Origin of the sequence: Gordonia sp. (in: high G+C Gram-positive bacteria) (assembly GCF_047600385.1) — a bacterium.
Taxonomy (GTDB): Bacteria; Actinomycetota; Actinomycetes; order Mycobacteriales; family Mycobacteriaceae; genus Gordonia.
In genome coordinates this window covers 2,893,001-2,907,544 of the sequence record NZ_JASGKZ010000001.1, presented here as the reverse complement: position 1 = coordinate 2,907,544, position 14,544 = coordinate 2,893,001, and the positions used below count along the sequence as shown (strand labels likewise).

The following is a 14,544-nucleotide window of genomic DNA, read 5'->3' as shown; positions in this document are numbered from 1 at the left end:
CAGTATTGCGCCGCGGCGCCGATTCCGCGCGCCGATCGCCGTGACGGGGCGGCGACGCGGGGTTCGGTCGGTCAGGAGTACTTGATGAACAGACCCACGGCGACGATGAAGATCAGCCAGAGCGCACCGACGAAGATGGTGATGCGGTCGAGGTTCTTCTCGACCACCGACGAACCGGACAGGCTCGACTGGACGCCGCCGCCGAACAGCGAGGACAGGCCGCCGCCTTTACCGCGATGCAGCAGCACCAGAACGACCAGCAGCACGCTGGTGATGATCAGGCCGACGTTGAGCGCAATAATCACGAGGGATGGGGTCCGTTCGGTTGAAAGAACTGTGGCAGGCCGCCCGAGTCCGGGAAGGACGCCGGGCAACCTGCCACAGTCTACGCGATCGATCGGGCGGTCAGAGCAACGGCCCGCCCGCGGCGATCGCCGCGAGTTGCGCGAACTCGTCGGGCTTCAGCGAAGCCCCGCCCACCAGGCCGCCGTCGACGTCCGGCTGGGAGACCAGCTCGGCGGCGTTCTTGGCGTTCACGCTGCCGCCGTAGAGGATCCGCAGACCGGCCGCGGTCTCGGCGTCGGCGATCTCGGCGACGGCACCGCGCACGGCGGCACACACCTCCTGCGCGTCCTGAGCGCTCGCCACCTTGCCGGTGCCGATGGCCCAGACCGGCTCGTAGGCCACGACCGTCTTACCGATCTCCTCGGCGGACAGCCCCGCCAGCGAAGCCTTGATCTGCTCGACGTTGTACTCGACGTGCCCGCCGGCCTCGCGGACGTCGAGCCCCTCGCCGATGCAGACGATCGGGGTGAGGCCGTGCCGCAGAGCCGCCTTGGTCTTGGCCAGGACGACCTCGTTCGTCTCCCCGTGCAGGGTGCGACGCTCGGAGTGTCCGACCGCGACGAAGGTGCAGCCGAGCTTCTCCAGGAACGCGCCGCTGATCTCGCCGGTGTAGGCGCCCGAGTCGTGCTCGGAGACGTCCTGGGCACCGTAGGTCAGCAGCAGCTTGTCCCCGTCGACGACGGTCTGCACGCTGCGGATGTCGGTGAACGGCACCAGCACGGTGACGTCGACCTCGTCGTAGTACTTCTCCGGCAGCTTGAAGGCGACCTTCTGAACCAGCGCGATGGCCTCGAAGTGGTTCATGTTGCACTTCCAGTTGCCCGCCATGAGCGGCTTGCGGTTCGCCACGGCTCAGCCCTCCGTCTCGAGGACGGCCAGACCGGGGAGTTCCTTGCCCTCGAGGTACTCCAGCGAGGCGCCGCCGCCGGTGGAGATGTGCGAGAACGCGTCGTCGGCCAGACCGAACGACCGCACCGCGGCCGCCGAGTCGCCGCCGCCGACGACGCTGAACGCGCCGTCACCGGTGGCCGCGACGATCGCCTCGGCCACCCCGCGGGTGCCGGTGGCGAACTTCTCGAACTCGAAGACGCCCATCGGGCCGTTCCAGAACACCGTCTTGGCGCCGCGGAGAACGGTGGAGAACCGTTCGACGCTGCCCGGACCGATGTCCAGACCCATGCCGGACTCGAAGCCGTCGGCGCTCATCGCGATCGACGTCTCGGCGTCGGCGGCGAACGCGTCGGCCACCACGATGTCGTGCGGCAGGTGCAGGACGTCGCCGAACCGGTCGAGCAGATCCTTGCAGGTGTCGATCATGTCCTCCTGCAGCAGCGAGTCGCCCACCGGGCTGCCCTGCGCCTTGATGAAGGTGAAGGCCATGCCGCCGCCGATCACCAGGGTGTCGACCTTGGGGGCCAGCGCCTCGATCACGGCGAGCTTGTCGGACACCTTGGAGCCGCCGAGGACCACCGCGTACGGCTGCTCCACGTCGGTGGTGATGCGCCGGAGCACGTCGACCTCGGTGGCGACCAGGTCGCCGGCGTACGACGGCAGCAGCTTCGCGACGTCGTAGACCGAGGCCTGCTTACGATGGACCACGCCGAAACCGTCCGAGACGAAGGCCCCGTCGTCGCCGACGAGCTCCACCAGGTCGCGGGCCAGCGCGGCGCGCTCGGCGTCGTCCTTGGAGGTCTCCCGCGGATCGAAGCGGATGTTCTCCAGCAGCAGCACGTCGCCGTCGGTGAGGCCCTCGGCGCGGGCGAGCGCATCCGAGCCGACCACGTCGCCGGCGAGCTGGACGTTGCGGCCCAGCTCCTCGGCGAGGCGGGCGGCGACCGGCGCCAGCGACAGCGCCGGATCGGGCTCGCCCTTCGGGCGGCCCAGGTGCGCGGTGATGATCACCTTCGCGCCGGCGTCGACGAGCCGGCTCAGCGTCGGGATGCTCGCGAGGATGCGGCCCGGATCGGTGATCCGACCGTCGTCGAGCGGCACGTTGAAATCGGACCGGACCAGCACGCCGCGGCCCTCGACGCCCTCGGCGAGCAGGTCCTTGAGAGTACGTACAGCCATCGGTGTCAGAGCGACTTCGCGACGAGGGTGATCAGGTCGGCGAGACGGTTCGAGTAGCCCCACTCGTTGTCGTACCAGGAGACGACCTTGACCTGGTTGCCGATGACCTTGGTCAGACCGGCGTCGAACAGCGACGAGTGCGGATCGGTGACGATGTCGCTGGAGACGATCGGCTCGTCGTAGTACTTCAGGATGCCCTTCATCGGGCCCTCGGCGGCGGCCTTCATCGCGGCGTTGATCTCCTCCGCGGTGGCCTCCTTCTCGAGCTCGACGGTGAGATCGGTGACCGAGCCGGTGGGGATCGGCACGCGCAGGGCGTAGCCGTCGAGCTTGCCCTTGAGCTCCGGGAGGACCAGGGCGATGGCCTTGGCGGCGCCGGTCGAGGTCGGGACGATGTTGACGGCGGCGGCGCGGGCGCGACGCAGGTCCTTGTGCGGGGCGTCCTGCAGGTTCTGGTCCTGGGTGTAGGCGTGCACGGTGGTCATCAGACCCTGCTTGATGCCGAACTCGTCGTGCAGGACCTTGGCGAACGGGCCGAGGCAGTTGGTGGTGCACGAGGCGTTCGAGATGATGTTCTGGCTGCCGTCGTACTTGTCGTCGTTGACGCCCATCACGATGGTGATGTCCTCATCGCTGGCCGGAGCCGAGATGATGACCTTCTTGGCGCCGGCGTCCAGGTGGCCCTGGGCCTTCTCGCGCGAGGTGAAGATGCCGGTCGACTCGACGACGACGTCGACGCCCAGATCGCCCCACGGCAGGGCGGCGGGGCCCTCCTTGATGGCGAGCGCCTTGATGCGCTTGTCGCCGACGACGATGGTGTCGCCGTCGACGCTGACGTCCTCGGCCAGACGGCCCAGGATGGTGTCGAACTTGAGCAGGTGAGCGAGGGTGTTGATGTCGGTCAGGTCGTTGACCGCGACGATCTCGATGTCGGAGGTGCCGGCCGCATTCTGCGCCAGCACGGCACGGAAGAAGTTACGGCCAATGCGGCCGAATCCGTTGATGCCTACCCGAACAGTCACTATGTGCTCCTTAGCCATGGGTGAAGAGCCGGTGAGGATGGTCCGGCCCACTGCTCCCAGCCTAATGGCCGCGAGACCGCACGGCACCCTAAGGGCCGGATGCGATGTCCCTCACGCCTCGTCGAGCAGTTCCGGGGTCACCGCGGACTCGGTGTCGGGCAGTCCTTCGGTGCGCGCCTTCTTGTCGGCCATCGACAGCAGACGACGGATGCGGCCGGCCACGGCGTCCTTGGTCATCTGCGGGTCGGCGAGCTGCCCGAGTTCCTCGAGCGAGGCCTGACGATGTTCGATGCGCAGACGTCCGGCCGCCACGAGATGGTCGGGGACCTCGTCGCCGAGGATCTCCAGCGCGCGCTCCACCCGGGCCGCGGCCGCGACCGCGGCGCGGGCCGAGCGGCGGAGGTTGGCGTCGTCGAAGTTCGCCAGCCGGTTCGCGGTGGCCCGCACCTCGCGGCGCATCCGGCGCTCCTCCCACACCAGGCGGGTCTCCTGCGCCCCCATCCGGGTGAGCAGCGCGCCGATGGCCTCGCCGTCCCGGATCACCACCCGGTCGCTGCCGCGGACCTCCCGGGCCTTGGCGACGACGCCGATCCGGCGCGCCGCACCGACCAGGGCGAGGGCGGCCTCCGGGCCGGGACAGCTGACCTCCAGCGACGACGACCGGCCCGGTTCGGTGAGCGAGCCGTGCGCGAGGAACGCACCGCGCCACGCGGCCTCGGCGTCGCCGATGCTGCCGCCCACCACCTGCGCGGGCAGGCCGCGCACCGGGCGGCCGCGGGTGTCGAGCAGACCGGTCTGCCGGGCGAGCGCTTCGCCGTCCTTGCTGACCCGCACGATGTATCGCGCGCTCTTGCGGCCGCCGCTCGACCGCAGCACGTGGACCTCGGAGGCGTACCCGAAGAGGTCGTGGATCTCGTACCGCAGGCGCCGGGCCACGCTGCCCAGGTCCACCTCGGCCTCCACCACCACTCGGCCCGCCACGATGTGGAGGCCGCCGGCGAAACGCAGGAGCGCGGAGACCTCGGCCTTCCGGCAGCTGTGCTGAGGAACCGACAGTCGGCTCAACTCGTCCTTGACCGCCCCAGTCATCGCCAACTCGACCGAACCTCCTTCGCCTCACGCTCCCGCGCGCTCACCCCTGGTGCTCCGTCACCGTCGCCGTCCCACGGCGCGATGCCTCCGACCAGATTAGCGCGTGCTCAGTCCGATCCGGATTCCGCCAGAAGCCGATTCAGCGTTCTGGCCGACTTGACGGGATCGTGCACGTCCTGTCCGGTCACCGCCAGTTCGGCGACCCGGAGCCGGGCCCCGAACTGCTGCGCGGTGCGTTCCAGGTGCGCGCGTTCGCGACCGGCCGGGATCGACGGTTCGTCGACGACGATGTCGTCGACCTTCAGTTCCCCGGCGTGCGCGGCGAGCACGTGCAGGTGACGCTCCACCGAGAACCCGGTGGTCTCCCCCGGCTCGTTGGCGAGGTTGACGAACAGCACCTTGCGCGCCGACGTCCGCTGCAGCGCCGCGAGCTGCTCGGGCACCAGGACGTGCGGGATCACGCTGGAGAACCAGGAGCCGGGCCCGAGCGTCACGACGTCGGCCGCCTCGATGGCCTCGACGGCCTCCCGGCAGGCGGCCGGCGCCGCGGGGGTCACCCGGACCCGGCGGACCACGCCCGGGGTGGTCGCCACGGCGACCTGACCGCGGATCACCCGGCTCATCCGCGGATCCTCTTCGAGTCCGGTGACGTCGGCCTCGATCACCAGCGGCTCGGTGGCCATCGGGAGCACCCGGCCCTCGATGCCGAAGAGGTGGATCATCCCGTCGAGCGCGCCGACGATGTCGCCGGTCGAGTCCTCGATCCCGGCGAGCACGAGGTTGCCCACCGGGTGGCCGGCGAGGGCCCCGCTGCCGCCGAAGCAATGCTGCAGCAGTTCGGCCCACCGTCTGCGGCGTTCCGCGGCCGCCGGGTCGTGCTCGGCGAGCCCGGCCAGGGCCGCAGGCGCCGAGATCAGTGCCGACAGCGCCATCCGGAGGTCACCGGGCGGGATCCCGCCGAGTTCGTGGCGCAGCCGCCCGGACGAGCCGCCGTCGTCGGCGACGGTCACCACGGCGGTGACGTCGTCGGTCAGATACCGCAGGGCCGTGAGCGTGTTGTACAGACCGTGCCCGCCGCCGAGGGCGACCGCGCGGAGGCCGTCGCGGCGCAGGTCCGAGAGCGGATCCGCCGTGCTCATTCACGCCCCAGATCTCGGTGGGTGGCCTGGACCTCGTACCGCGGCGCCCCGTCGGCATCGGTCTCGGCCGCGAGCCGCCGGGTGAGCTCCTCGGTCATCGCGACGCTGCGGTGCTTGCCGCCGGTGCACCCGATCCCGATGGTCATGTAGCCTTTGCCCTCCCGTTCGTAGCCGCGGGCGACGATGTCGACGAGTTCGACGTACCGCCGTTGGAACTCCAGGGCGTCGGGCTGGCCGAGCACGTAGTCGCGCACCGGCGCATCCCGGCCGTTGTGCTCCCGCAGCTCGGGGATCCAGTACGGGTTCGGCAGGAACCGGACGTCGGCGACCAGGTCGCAGTCGATCGGCAGACCGTACTTGAACCCGAACGACTGCACCGCGATCGACAGACTCGGGCCGGTCCGGGACGGGAACGCCTTCGCGACGAGCGTCCGCAACCGGGTCGCCGACAGATCCGAGGTGTCGATGACGGTCTGCGCGTCCGCCTTGACGCCGGCGAGCATCGCGCGTTCGGCTGCGATGCCCTCGGAGAGGGTGCCCGACCCCTGGAGGGGGTGGCGGCGTCGGACCTGTTCGAAACGGCGGATGAGCACCGGATCGGAGGCGTCGACGAAGAGCAGGTAGGTCTGTGCGCCGCCGTCGGCGAGCTCCGCCCGGAGATGCGCCAGTTCGTCGGCGAACCCCGGTCCGGTCGGCCGCAGGACCATGGCGATCTTCTGATGATCGACCTCGGCGGTGCGGATGCCCTCGATCACCTGGGCGATCACGGCGACGGGGACGTTGTCGGCCACGTACCAGCCGTCGTCCTCCAGGACGTTGGCGACCGACGTGCGGCCCGCACCGGACATGCCGGTGACGAACAGAACCGTTCTCATCGTGCTCTCGGATGCTGTCACGGGGACGTCCTCTCTGTGGTGGCGCCGGCGGCTGCGGCGGTAGTCTCGGGCCGGTGCAGGGCCTCGTAGACCGAGCGTGCGGTGGTGATCCCGACACCCGGGACCTGGGCGATCTCGTCGATCTCGGCCTCCTTGAGTCGGGCGACGGAACCGAAATGGGTGACCAGCGCGGTGCGCCGGGTCGCGCCCAGACCCGCGATGCCGTCGAGGGCCGACGCCGTCATCCGTTTGGTGCGCTTGGACCGATGGAACCCGATCGCGAACCGATGCGCCTCGTCGCGGACCCGCTGCAGCAGGAACAGCGCTTCGGAGTTGCGTGGCAGGATCACCGGATCATCGTCGCCCGGAACCCACACTTCTTCCAGTCTTTTCGCCAGACCGACGAGTGTCACGTCGGTGACGCCGAGCTCGTCGAGCACCGCCGCCGCCGCGTGCACCTGCGGCGCGCCGCCGTCGACGACGAACAGGTTCGGCGGATAGGCGAACCGGCGCGGCCGGCCGGTCTTCGGGTCGATGGCCGCTTCGGGGGCGAGGTCTCCCCCGTTGTCCGAGCCCGCCTCGTCCGAGCCCGCACCGACGCCGCTCGCGGTGACGGTCTCCGGCGCGGAACCCGATCCGGCCGTGTCCTTCCGAATGCCGGAGGAAGCGCCGCCGGGTCACCTCGGCGATGGAGGCGACGTCGTCGCTGTGGCCGTCGCCGGCGGCCTCGGTGATCGAGTAGTGCCGGTAGTCGGACTTGCGGGGCAGACCGTCCTCGAACACCACGAGCGAGGCGACCACGTCGGTGCCCTGCACGTGCGAGATGTCGATGCATTCGATGCGCAGCGGGGCGTCGTCCATGCCGAGCGCCTCCTGCAGTTCGGTCAGCGCGGCCGACCGCGTGGTCAGGTCACCGGCTCGCTTGAGCTTGTGCCTGGTCAGCGCCTCTCCGGCGTTGCGTTCGACGGTCTCGGCCAGCGTGCGCTTGTCGCCGCGCTGCGGCACCCGCAGCGAGACCCTGCTGCCCCGTCGTTCCGAGAGCCACTCGGTGAGCTCCTCGGCCTCCTCGGGGAGTTCGGGCACCAGGACCTCGCGGGGGATCCCCGAACTCATCTCCGACTCGTCGCCGTAGAACTGCAGCAGGAACGTGCCGACCTGGTCGGCGAGGGTGGCGTTCTCCTGCACCTCCACCACCCAGCCGCGCTCACCGCGGACCCGGCCGTCGCGGACGTGGAAGATCGCCACCGACGTCTCCAGTTCGTCGCCCACCATGGCGACGACGTCGGCGTCGGTCCCGTCGCCGAGCACCACGGCCTGCTTCTCCATGGCCTTGCGCAAAGCGGACAGGTCGTCGCGGAGCCGGGCGGCGCGCTCGAAGTCGAGATCCTCGGCGGCGGCGGTCATCTCCCGTTCCAGGCGGCGTATCAGGGTGCCGGTCCGCCCCGCGAGGAAGTCGCAGAAGTCGTCGGCGATCGCCCGGTGCTCGGCCGGGCCGACCCGATCAATGCACGGTGCGGCGCACTTGTCGATGTAGCCGAGCAGGCACGGCCGCCCCATCTGGGCGTTGCGGCGGAAGACGCCGGAGGAGCAGGTCCGGACCGGGAACACGCGGGTCAGCAGGTCGACGGTCTCCCGGATCGCCCAGGCGTGCGGATACGGACCGAAGTACCGGATGCCGGGTTTGCGGGCACCGCGGTAGACGAAGACCCGCGGATACTCCTCGTTCATCGTCACCGCGAGCATCGGGTACGACTTGTCGTCGCGGTAGCGGACGTTGAACCGTGGATCGAACTCCTTGATCCAGTTGTACTCGAGCTGCAGGGCCTCCACCTCGGTGCCGACGACGGTCCACTCCACCGAGGCCGCGGTGGTCACCATCTGCCGGGTCCGCGGGTGCAGCGTCGACAGGTCGGCGAAGTACGACGACAACCTCTGTCGCAGGCTCTTCGCCTTGCCGACGTAGACGACCCGCCCGTGCGCGTCCCGGAACTTGTACACGCCGGGATCGGTCGGGATCGTGCCCGGTGCCGGGCGGTAGGTCGTCGGATCGGCCACGTGGTCCAGGGTAGTCGTCGGTACCGACAGGATTCACCCGCCCGGGTTCGCCGACCGAGCGACCCTGGTTCGCCGGTCGAGCGATCCCTCTTCGCCGGTCGAGCGGAGTCGAGACCACCGCCCGGGCGACCGAGTGATCTCGACTCCGCTCGATCACCGAGGCAGTCCGCTCTCCGAGAGAACCCGCTCAGCGGGTGCGGGTGGCGTACTTCTCCCGGTACTCGCGGAAACTGCGCATTGCGGCCACCGCGGCCTCGCCGTCGCGGGCCTGGATCGCCATCACCGGGATGTGCTCGTCGTACGGGAACAGCAGCCGGGCCCACTGGGCCTTGTCCGGGTAGTCCATGCCGACCACGTCGTCCCAGCCGTACACGCGCTCGGTCACCAGGTTCAGCACCCCGACGCCCTGCGGCCCGAACCGCAGTCGCGGCCGGACCAGCAGCAGCAGGGCACCGCAGATCACCACGCCGACGCCGATGAGCGACAGCTTGTCGGCCCAGTCGATGGTGACACCGGTGTAGGAGTGGTCGAGCAGCAGACCGAAGGTCACGTGGATCACGATCACGACCGCGACGGCCGCACCGACGATCTTCCGGACGGCCTTCGGCCGGTACACGTACTCCCAGTCGTCGGCCGGTTTCCGGTCCGTCGAACGGTCGGCGGCGGCACTCATCGTGCGGCGAGCTCCCGCAGCACCAGCGCCGAGGCCAACGCGGCGGACATCGCCTGCGCGCCCTTGTCCTCCGACGATCCCGGAAGACCCGACCGGTTGATCGCCTGGGCCTCGTTCAGGGTGGTCAGCACGCCGTTGCCGACGGGGGTCGACTCGTCGAGCGAGACCCGGGTGAGTCCGGCGGTGACCGCATCGCACACGTACTCGAAGTGCGGGGTCTCGCCCTTGATCACCACGCCGAGCGCCACCACCGCGTCGTGCGTCCGGGCCAGCGCCTGGGTGATCACCGGCAGCTCGATCGCCCCGGCCACCCGCACGACGGTCGGGTCGACGACCCCGGCCGACGCGGCGGCGCGGACCGCACCGTCGAGCAGCGCGGTGCAGATCACCTCGTGCCACTGCGAGGCGACGATCGCGACCTTCAGCTCACCGGCCTCGGCCAGTTCCAGCGTGGGTTCTCCGTGTCCGCTCATGCCCGCGTCCCCTCGTCGTTCGTGTCCTCGGCGGTCTCGTCGTCCGAGGCCGTCTCGTAGTCCAGTGCGTCCAGGCCTTCGAGGTCGTGCCCCATCCGGTCGCGCTTGGTCTTCAGGTAGCGCAGGTTCTCCTTGTTCGCCCGCACCGGCATCGGCACCCGGTCGACGATCTGGAGTCCGTAACCGTCGAGTCCGACGCGCTTGGCCGGGTTGTTGGTCAGCAGCCGCATGGAGCGGACCCCGAGGTCGACCAGGATCTGCGCGCCGAGACCGTAGTCGCGGGCGTCCGCGGGCAGCCCGAGTTCCAGATTCGCATCGACGGTGTCGGCACCGTTGTCCTGCAGCTGATAGGCCTGCAGCTTGTGCAGCAGGCCGATCCCGCGGCCCTCGTGCCCGCGCATGTACAGCACCACGCCGCGGCCCTCCTGCGCCACGGCCTCCATCGCCGCCTGCAGCTGCGGACCGCAGTCGCAGCGCAGCGAACCGAAGACGTCGCCGGTGAGGCATTCCGAGTGCACCCGCACCAGCACGTCCTCGCCCTTGCCGTCGTCGCCGGTGAGGTCGCCCTTGACCAGCGCGACGTGCTCGACGTCGTCGTACGGGCTCGAGTAGCCGACGGCCGTGAAGTCGCCGAACTCGGTCGGGATGCGTGCTTCGGCGACCCGGACGACGTGCTTCTCGTTGCGGCGGCGCCACGCGATGAGGTCGGCGATGGAGATCAGCGCGAGGTCGTGCTCGTCGGCGAAGACGCGCAGCTCGTCGGTGCGGGCCATCTCGCCCTCGTCCTTCTGGCTGACGATCTCGCAGATCACGCCGGCCGGACGCAGGCCCGCGAGCCGGGCCAGGTCGACGGCGGCCTCGGTGTGACCGGGCCGGCGCAGCACGCCGCCCTCCTTCGCGCGCAGCGGCACGACGTGCCCCGGCCGGGTGAAGTCGTGGGCGGCCGAGGTCGGCTCGGCGAGCTTGAGGATCGTCTTCGCACGATCCGCGGCGCTGATACCGGTGCCGATGCCCTCGCGCGCATCCACCGTGACCGTGTAGGCGGTCCCGTGCTTGTCCTGGTTCACCGAGTACATCGGCGGCAGACCGAGCCGATCGCAGTCCGGGCTCTCCAGCGGCACGCAGATGTACCCGGAGGTGTAGCGCACCATGAAGGCGACCAGTTCCGGCGTCGCCTTCTCGGCGGCGAAGATGAGGTCGCCCTCGTTCTCGCGGTCTTCGTCGTCCACGACGACGACGGCCTTACCGGCCGCGATGTCGGCGAGTGCCCGCTCGACGCTGTCCAGCGTCACGGTCGGGGTCTCTTCACTCATGGGGCTCATGCGCCTTTCGGATCGGTCTCGGCGGACTTCGTCGTCAGCCGTTCTACATATTTGGCGATCACGTCGACCTCGAGGTTCACCGGGTCGCCGACGGCGGCCAGGCCCAGGATGGTCTCGGCCAGGGTGGTGGGGATCAGCGAGACCTCCAGCCAGTCGCGGCCGTCGTCCTCCCCCACCGCGGACACGGTCAGCGAGGTGCCGTCGACGGTGATCGACCCCTTCTCGACGACGTACTTCGCCAGGTCGGCGGGTATCCCGACGCGCACGACGGTCCAGTGCTCGGTCGGCGAGATCGCCAGGATCTCCCCGACCCCGTCGACGTGTCCCTGCACGATGTGCCCGCCGAACCGGCCGCCGGCCGCCATCGCGCGCTCGAGGTTCACCGGGGCTCCGGCGGTGAGCCGACCGAGCGAGCTGCGCTGCAGGGTCTCGTCCATCACGTCGACGGTGAACACGTCGTCGTCGAGCGTGACGACGGTGAGGCACACGCCGTTCACCGCGATCGAATCGCCGAATCCGGCGTCGCCGGTGACCAGCGGTCCTCGGATGCTGAAACGCGCGGCGCGGTCCAGGTCGTCGCGCCCGACGATCTCGCCTCGCTCCTCGATGATTCCGGTGAACACCGTCTCTCCTTCGCCGTGCTGCCGATCGACCGGGGTCGATGCGTGCTCGGGGAGGACAGGTCGCGGCCGGGTGCCGCACCGCCGTTCTCTCGTATCCGGACTCTGACCGTCGGCCCCGGATTCGCACCGGAGTCTGCTGACCCCGCACATCGTGCGGGCGCTCGCGGGCTCGGATCCGGTCGACGTGCCGACCGGAGTTCCATCACCGCCGGTGGGGAATTCCACCCCGCCCCGAGAACTCGGTTTCGAAAGTAGCACGTCGTGCGGGGGTGGTATCGCCCGCACCGGCATCGTCCTGCAGCGGGAGATATGCGCAGCACGAGCCGAAATCGTCCCGCGCGGAGAGAAGCCCGATCCCGCTGCGTCGGACGGGTCCGCCGCGGCCCCGACGGACCCCGACGGACCCGGACGGACACGCCGGAGCACCGGTCGGCGCGACCGGTCACGGCACAGCTGGGGACGCGAGACTTCAGTCGGTCCGCGGGACGAGGGTCACCAGCAGGTCGTCGCCGAGGGCCGCGAACGACTCGCGGCGGAACCGATGCGCCTGCGTGAGCGTCGTGACGTCACCGTCGGCGACCGCCGGGATGCCGTCGCCCAGGACCGTGGGCGCCAGATACCAGTGGATCTCGTCCACCAGGCCGGCGGACAGGAACGCGCCGAGCACGCCGGGTCCGCCTTCCACCAGGACCCACAGCGCGTCGGGCACCTGCGCGAACACGTCCTCCGGGCGGTGCGAGCGGACCTGGACGAGCGGAGCGCTGTCGTCGTGGAGTTTGGCCTCCGGCGGCAGATCGCGCAGACCCATCACCACGCGGACGGGCTGGTGCGGGTGCAGGGTGTCGTCGGACCGGCGCGCGGTGAGCGAGGGGTCGTCGGCGAGCGCGGTCCCCGTTCCGACCACGATCGCATCCACCCGGGCGCGCTGGGCGTGCGCGTGCAGCCGCGCCTCCGGGCCGGTGATCCATCGGCTGGTGCGGTCCGGTGCGGCCACCCGGCCGTCCATGGTCGAGGCGACCTTCGCGGTGACCAGGGGGCGACCGTGCTGCCGGCGGAAGAGCCACGGACGCAGCACACCCCACCGGATGTCCGCCTCGAACACGCCGCCGACCACGGGCACACCGGCGGCGATCAGTCTGTCCGCGCCCCCGGCGGCCTCTGGGTTCGGGTCGCTCACTCCGTAGAACACGCGGGCGATGCCCGCATCCAGCAGCGCCTGCGTACAGGGGCCGGTGCGGCCGGTGTGGTCGCACGGCTCCAGGGTGACCACCGCGGTTCCCCCGCGGGCGGCCTCTCCGGCCTGGGCGAGCGCGACCACTTCGGCGTGCGGGCCGCCCGGCGGCTGCGTGTGGCCGACGCCGACCACCGTGCCGGCGGCGTCCAGGATCACTGCGCCGACCGGCGGGTTGGGCGAACTGAACCCGATCGCCGCGACGGAGGCCTCGATCGCCAGGTCCATCGCGTCCTCGACGGTCAGCGGTCCGGCCGACGTCTCCGGCTCCGCCGGGGAGTCGTTCGCCGGCGCCGCGGACTCCGGAGAGAGCAGGCCCGAGAGTTCCACGGCCGTCGCTTCGACGTCCGCCTTCGCAGGGCTCTCCGTCTCAGGACTTTCCGTCTCAGGGCTCTCCGTCTCAAGGTTTTCCGTCGCGGGGTCTTCCGCCTCGAGTGTCGCGGGATCGCCGGAACCGGCTTCCGAGGCCGGCGCGGCGGCGTCTTCCGGCGCGGCGGACTCGGTCGGTTCGGGGACGTCCGGCACGCTTCCGGGCAGTTCCTGTTCGCTCATCGTTCCTGGGACTCGGCTTCCTGGTGTTCGGCCCGGGTCGCGGTCGCCTACCCGGGTTCGGGGTTTCCTCGTGCTCAGGCGTCGACGCTCGACGCGGCGGCACTCGATGCGGCGGTGGCGAGACGCCGGAGTTCGGCGACACGCGCGGCCGGGTCGTCGCCGCCGTACACCGCGGAACCGGCCACGAAGCAGTCCACGCCAGCCTCGGCGGCCTCCTCGATGGTGCCGTTGTGGATACCGCCGTCGATCTCGACGATCAGCTTGAGCTGTTCGGCGTCGATCACCTTGCGCAGTTCACGGACCTTCCCCAGCACCTCCGGCATGAACTTCTGGCCGCCGAATCCGGGTTCCACACTCATGATGAGGAGCGTGTCGAACTCGGGCAGGATCTCCAGGTACGGCTGCAGGTCGGTACCCGGCTTGATGCCCAGGCCCGCCTTGCCGCCCGCCGCGCGGATGTCCCGTGCGACGGAGACCGGATCGTCGGCGGCCTCGGCGTGAAAGCTCACGTTGTAGGCGCCGGCCTCGGCGTACGGCGGCGCCCAACGGCCCGGGTCGGCGATCATCAGGTGGCAGTCGAGCGGGATGTCGGTCGCCTTGAGCAGCGACTCCACCACCGGGAGGCCGAGCGTCAGGTTCGGGACGAAGTGATTGTCCATCACGTCGACGTGCACCCAGTCGACGCCCGGATCGACGTCGGAGGGGCCGACGGCCGCGATCTCCGAGGCCAGATTCGCGAAGTCGGCGGACAGGATCGAGGGCGCGATCATCGGCGCGGGGCGTTGACACATGCCTGTGAGTCTACGTTTGCACGACGACGAGGCCGCCACCCGACGTCCTCCGTTCAACCGACGAAACGCCCACCGCACACCGGTTCGCCCTACTCTTATGTGATCGATCTGACATTTCCGGGATCGATTCGAGGAGGAGAAGCATGCCGGCTCAGCCCCCGTATCCCCCTTCCGACGGCGGTGGGCCGCGCCCTCCTCTTCCCCACTCCGGCCCGTTCCCGGGATCACCCGCTCCGGGTCCGGCGCATCCGGGTCCTCCCCGACCACCGCAGCGACCTCCG

13 protein-coding genes, 1 pseudogene and 1 riboswitch are annotated in these 14,544 nt (G+C 70.3%); all 14 genes and pseudogenes read right to left on the bottom strand.

What is annotated here, in order from left to right; genetic code table 11:
- Nucleotides 1-71 precede the first annotated feature (71 nt).
- Nucleotides 72-305: a preprotein translocase subunit SecG gene (gene secG, locus QM809_RS13095; protein WP_415046198.1), complete on the bottom strand. Its 234-nt coding sequence runs from the start codon at nucleotides 303-305 to the stop codon at nucleotides 72-74.
- A 100-nt stretch (nucleotides 306-405) separates the two neighbouring features.
- Entirely contained in the window at nucleotides 406-1,194 is a 789-nt protein-coding gene (tpiA, locus tag QM809_RS13090; RefSeq protein WP_415046197.1) for a triose-phosphate isomerase, read from the bottom strand.
- Between the two features lie 3 nt (nucleotides 1,195-1,197).
- Nucleotides 1,198-2,415, bottom strand: a complete 1,218-nt coding sequence (locus tag QM809_RS13085; RefSeq protein ID WP_415046196.1) for a phosphoglycerate kinase — start codon at nucleotides 2,413-2,415, stop codon at nucleotides 1,198-1,200.
- Nucleotides 2,416-2,420: 5 nt separating this feature from the next.
- The gene (gene gap / locus QM809_RS13080) at nucleotides 2,421-3,437 is read right to left on the bottom strand and encodes a type I glyceraldehyde-3-phosphate dehydrogenase (RefSeq protein WP_415046195.1); all 1,017 of its coding nucleotides are present in this window, start codon (nucleotides 3,435-3,437) and stop codon (nucleotides 2,421-2,423) included.
- A gap of 111 nt (nucleotides 3,438-3,548) precedes the next feature.
- A complete protein-coding gene (gene whiA, locus QM809_RS13075) occupies nucleotides 3,549-4,532 on the bottom strand; it encodes a DNA-binding protein WhiA (RefSeq protein ID WP_415046194.1) in 984 nt (327 codons plus the stop codon).
- 104 nt (nucleotides 4,533-4,636) lie between these two features.
- A complete protein-coding gene (locus tag QM809_RS13070; RefSeq protein WP_415046193.1) occupies nucleotides 4,637-5,668 on the bottom strand; it encodes a gluconeogenesis factor YvcK family protein in 1,032 nt (343 codons plus the stop codon).
- Complete coding sequence (rapZ, locus tag QM809_RS13065) at nucleotides 5,665-6,543, bottom strand: RNase adapter RapZ (protein WP_415046192.1); 879 nt, start codon at nucleotides 6,541-6,543, stop codon at nucleotides 5,665-5,667. Before rapZ ends, QM809_RS13070 begins: the two co-directional genes overlap by 4 nt.
- Before the next feature lie 17 nt (nucleotides 6,544-6,560).
- Nucleotides 6,561-8,598 (bottom strand): annotated as a pseudogene (gene uvrC, locus QM809_RS13060) (excinuclease ABC subunit UvrC).
- Between the two features lie 187 nt (nucleotides 8,599-8,785).
- Nucleotides 8,786-9,271 carry a PH domain-containing protein gene (locus tag QM809_RS13055; RefSeq protein WP_415046191.1) on the bottom strand — a complete coding sequence of 162 codons (486 nt, stop codon included), beginning with the start codon at nucleotides 9,269-9,271 and terminating at the stop codon, nucleotides 8,786-8,788.
- Nucleotides 9,268-9,744 (bottom strand): 6,7-dimethyl-8-ribityllumazine synthase, encoded by a 477-nt coding sequence (gene ribH / locus QM809_RS13050; RefSeq protein ID WP_415046190.1) that lies wholly within the window; start codon nucleotides 9,742-9,744, stop codon nucleotides 9,268-9,270. The genes QM809_RS13055 and ribH overlap by 4 nt, the downstream gene beginning before the upstream one ends.
- Nucleotides 9,741-11,057 carry a bifunctional 3,4-dihydroxy-2-butanone-4-phosphate synthase/GTP cyclohydrolase II gene (locus QM809_RS13045; RefSeq protein ID WP_415046189.1) on the bottom strand — a complete coding sequence of 439 codons (1,317 nt, stop codon included), beginning with the start codon at nucleotides 11,055-11,057 and terminating at the stop codon, nucleotides 9,741-9,743. Before QM809_RS13045 ends, ribH begins: the two co-directional genes overlap by 4 nt.
- A 5-nt stretch (nucleotides 11,058-11,062) precedes the next feature.
- On the bottom strand, nucleotides 11,063-11,689 hold the full coding sequence (locus QM809_RS13040; protein WP_415046188.1) for a riboflavin synthase: 627 nt from the start codon (nucleotides 11,687-11,689) through the stop codon (nucleotides 11,063-11,065).
- A 79-nt stretch (nucleotides 11,690-11,768) separates the two neighbouring features.
- A riboswitch (FMN riboswitch) is annotated at nucleotides 11,769-11,932 on the bottom strand.
- A gap of 226 nt (nucleotides 11,933-12,158) precedes the next feature.
- The gene (gene ribD, locus QM809_RS13035; protein WP_415047084.1) at nucleotides 12,159-13,148 is read right to left on the bottom strand and encodes a bifunctional diaminohydroxyphosphoribosylaminopyrimidine deaminase/5-amino-6-(5-phosphoribosylamino)uracil reductase RibD; all 990 of its coding nucleotides are present in this window, start codon (nucleotides 13,146-13,148) and stop codon (nucleotides 12,159-12,161) included.
- A 398-nt stretch (nucleotides 13,149-13,546) separates the two neighbouring features.
- Complete coding sequence (gene rpe, locus QM809_RS13030) at nucleotides 13,547-14,263, bottom strand: ribulose-phosphate 3-epimerase (protein WP_415046187.1); 717 nt, start codon at nucleotides 14,261-14,263, stop codon at nucleotides 13,547-13,549.
- Nucleotides 14,264-14,544: the final 281 nt, after the last annotated feature.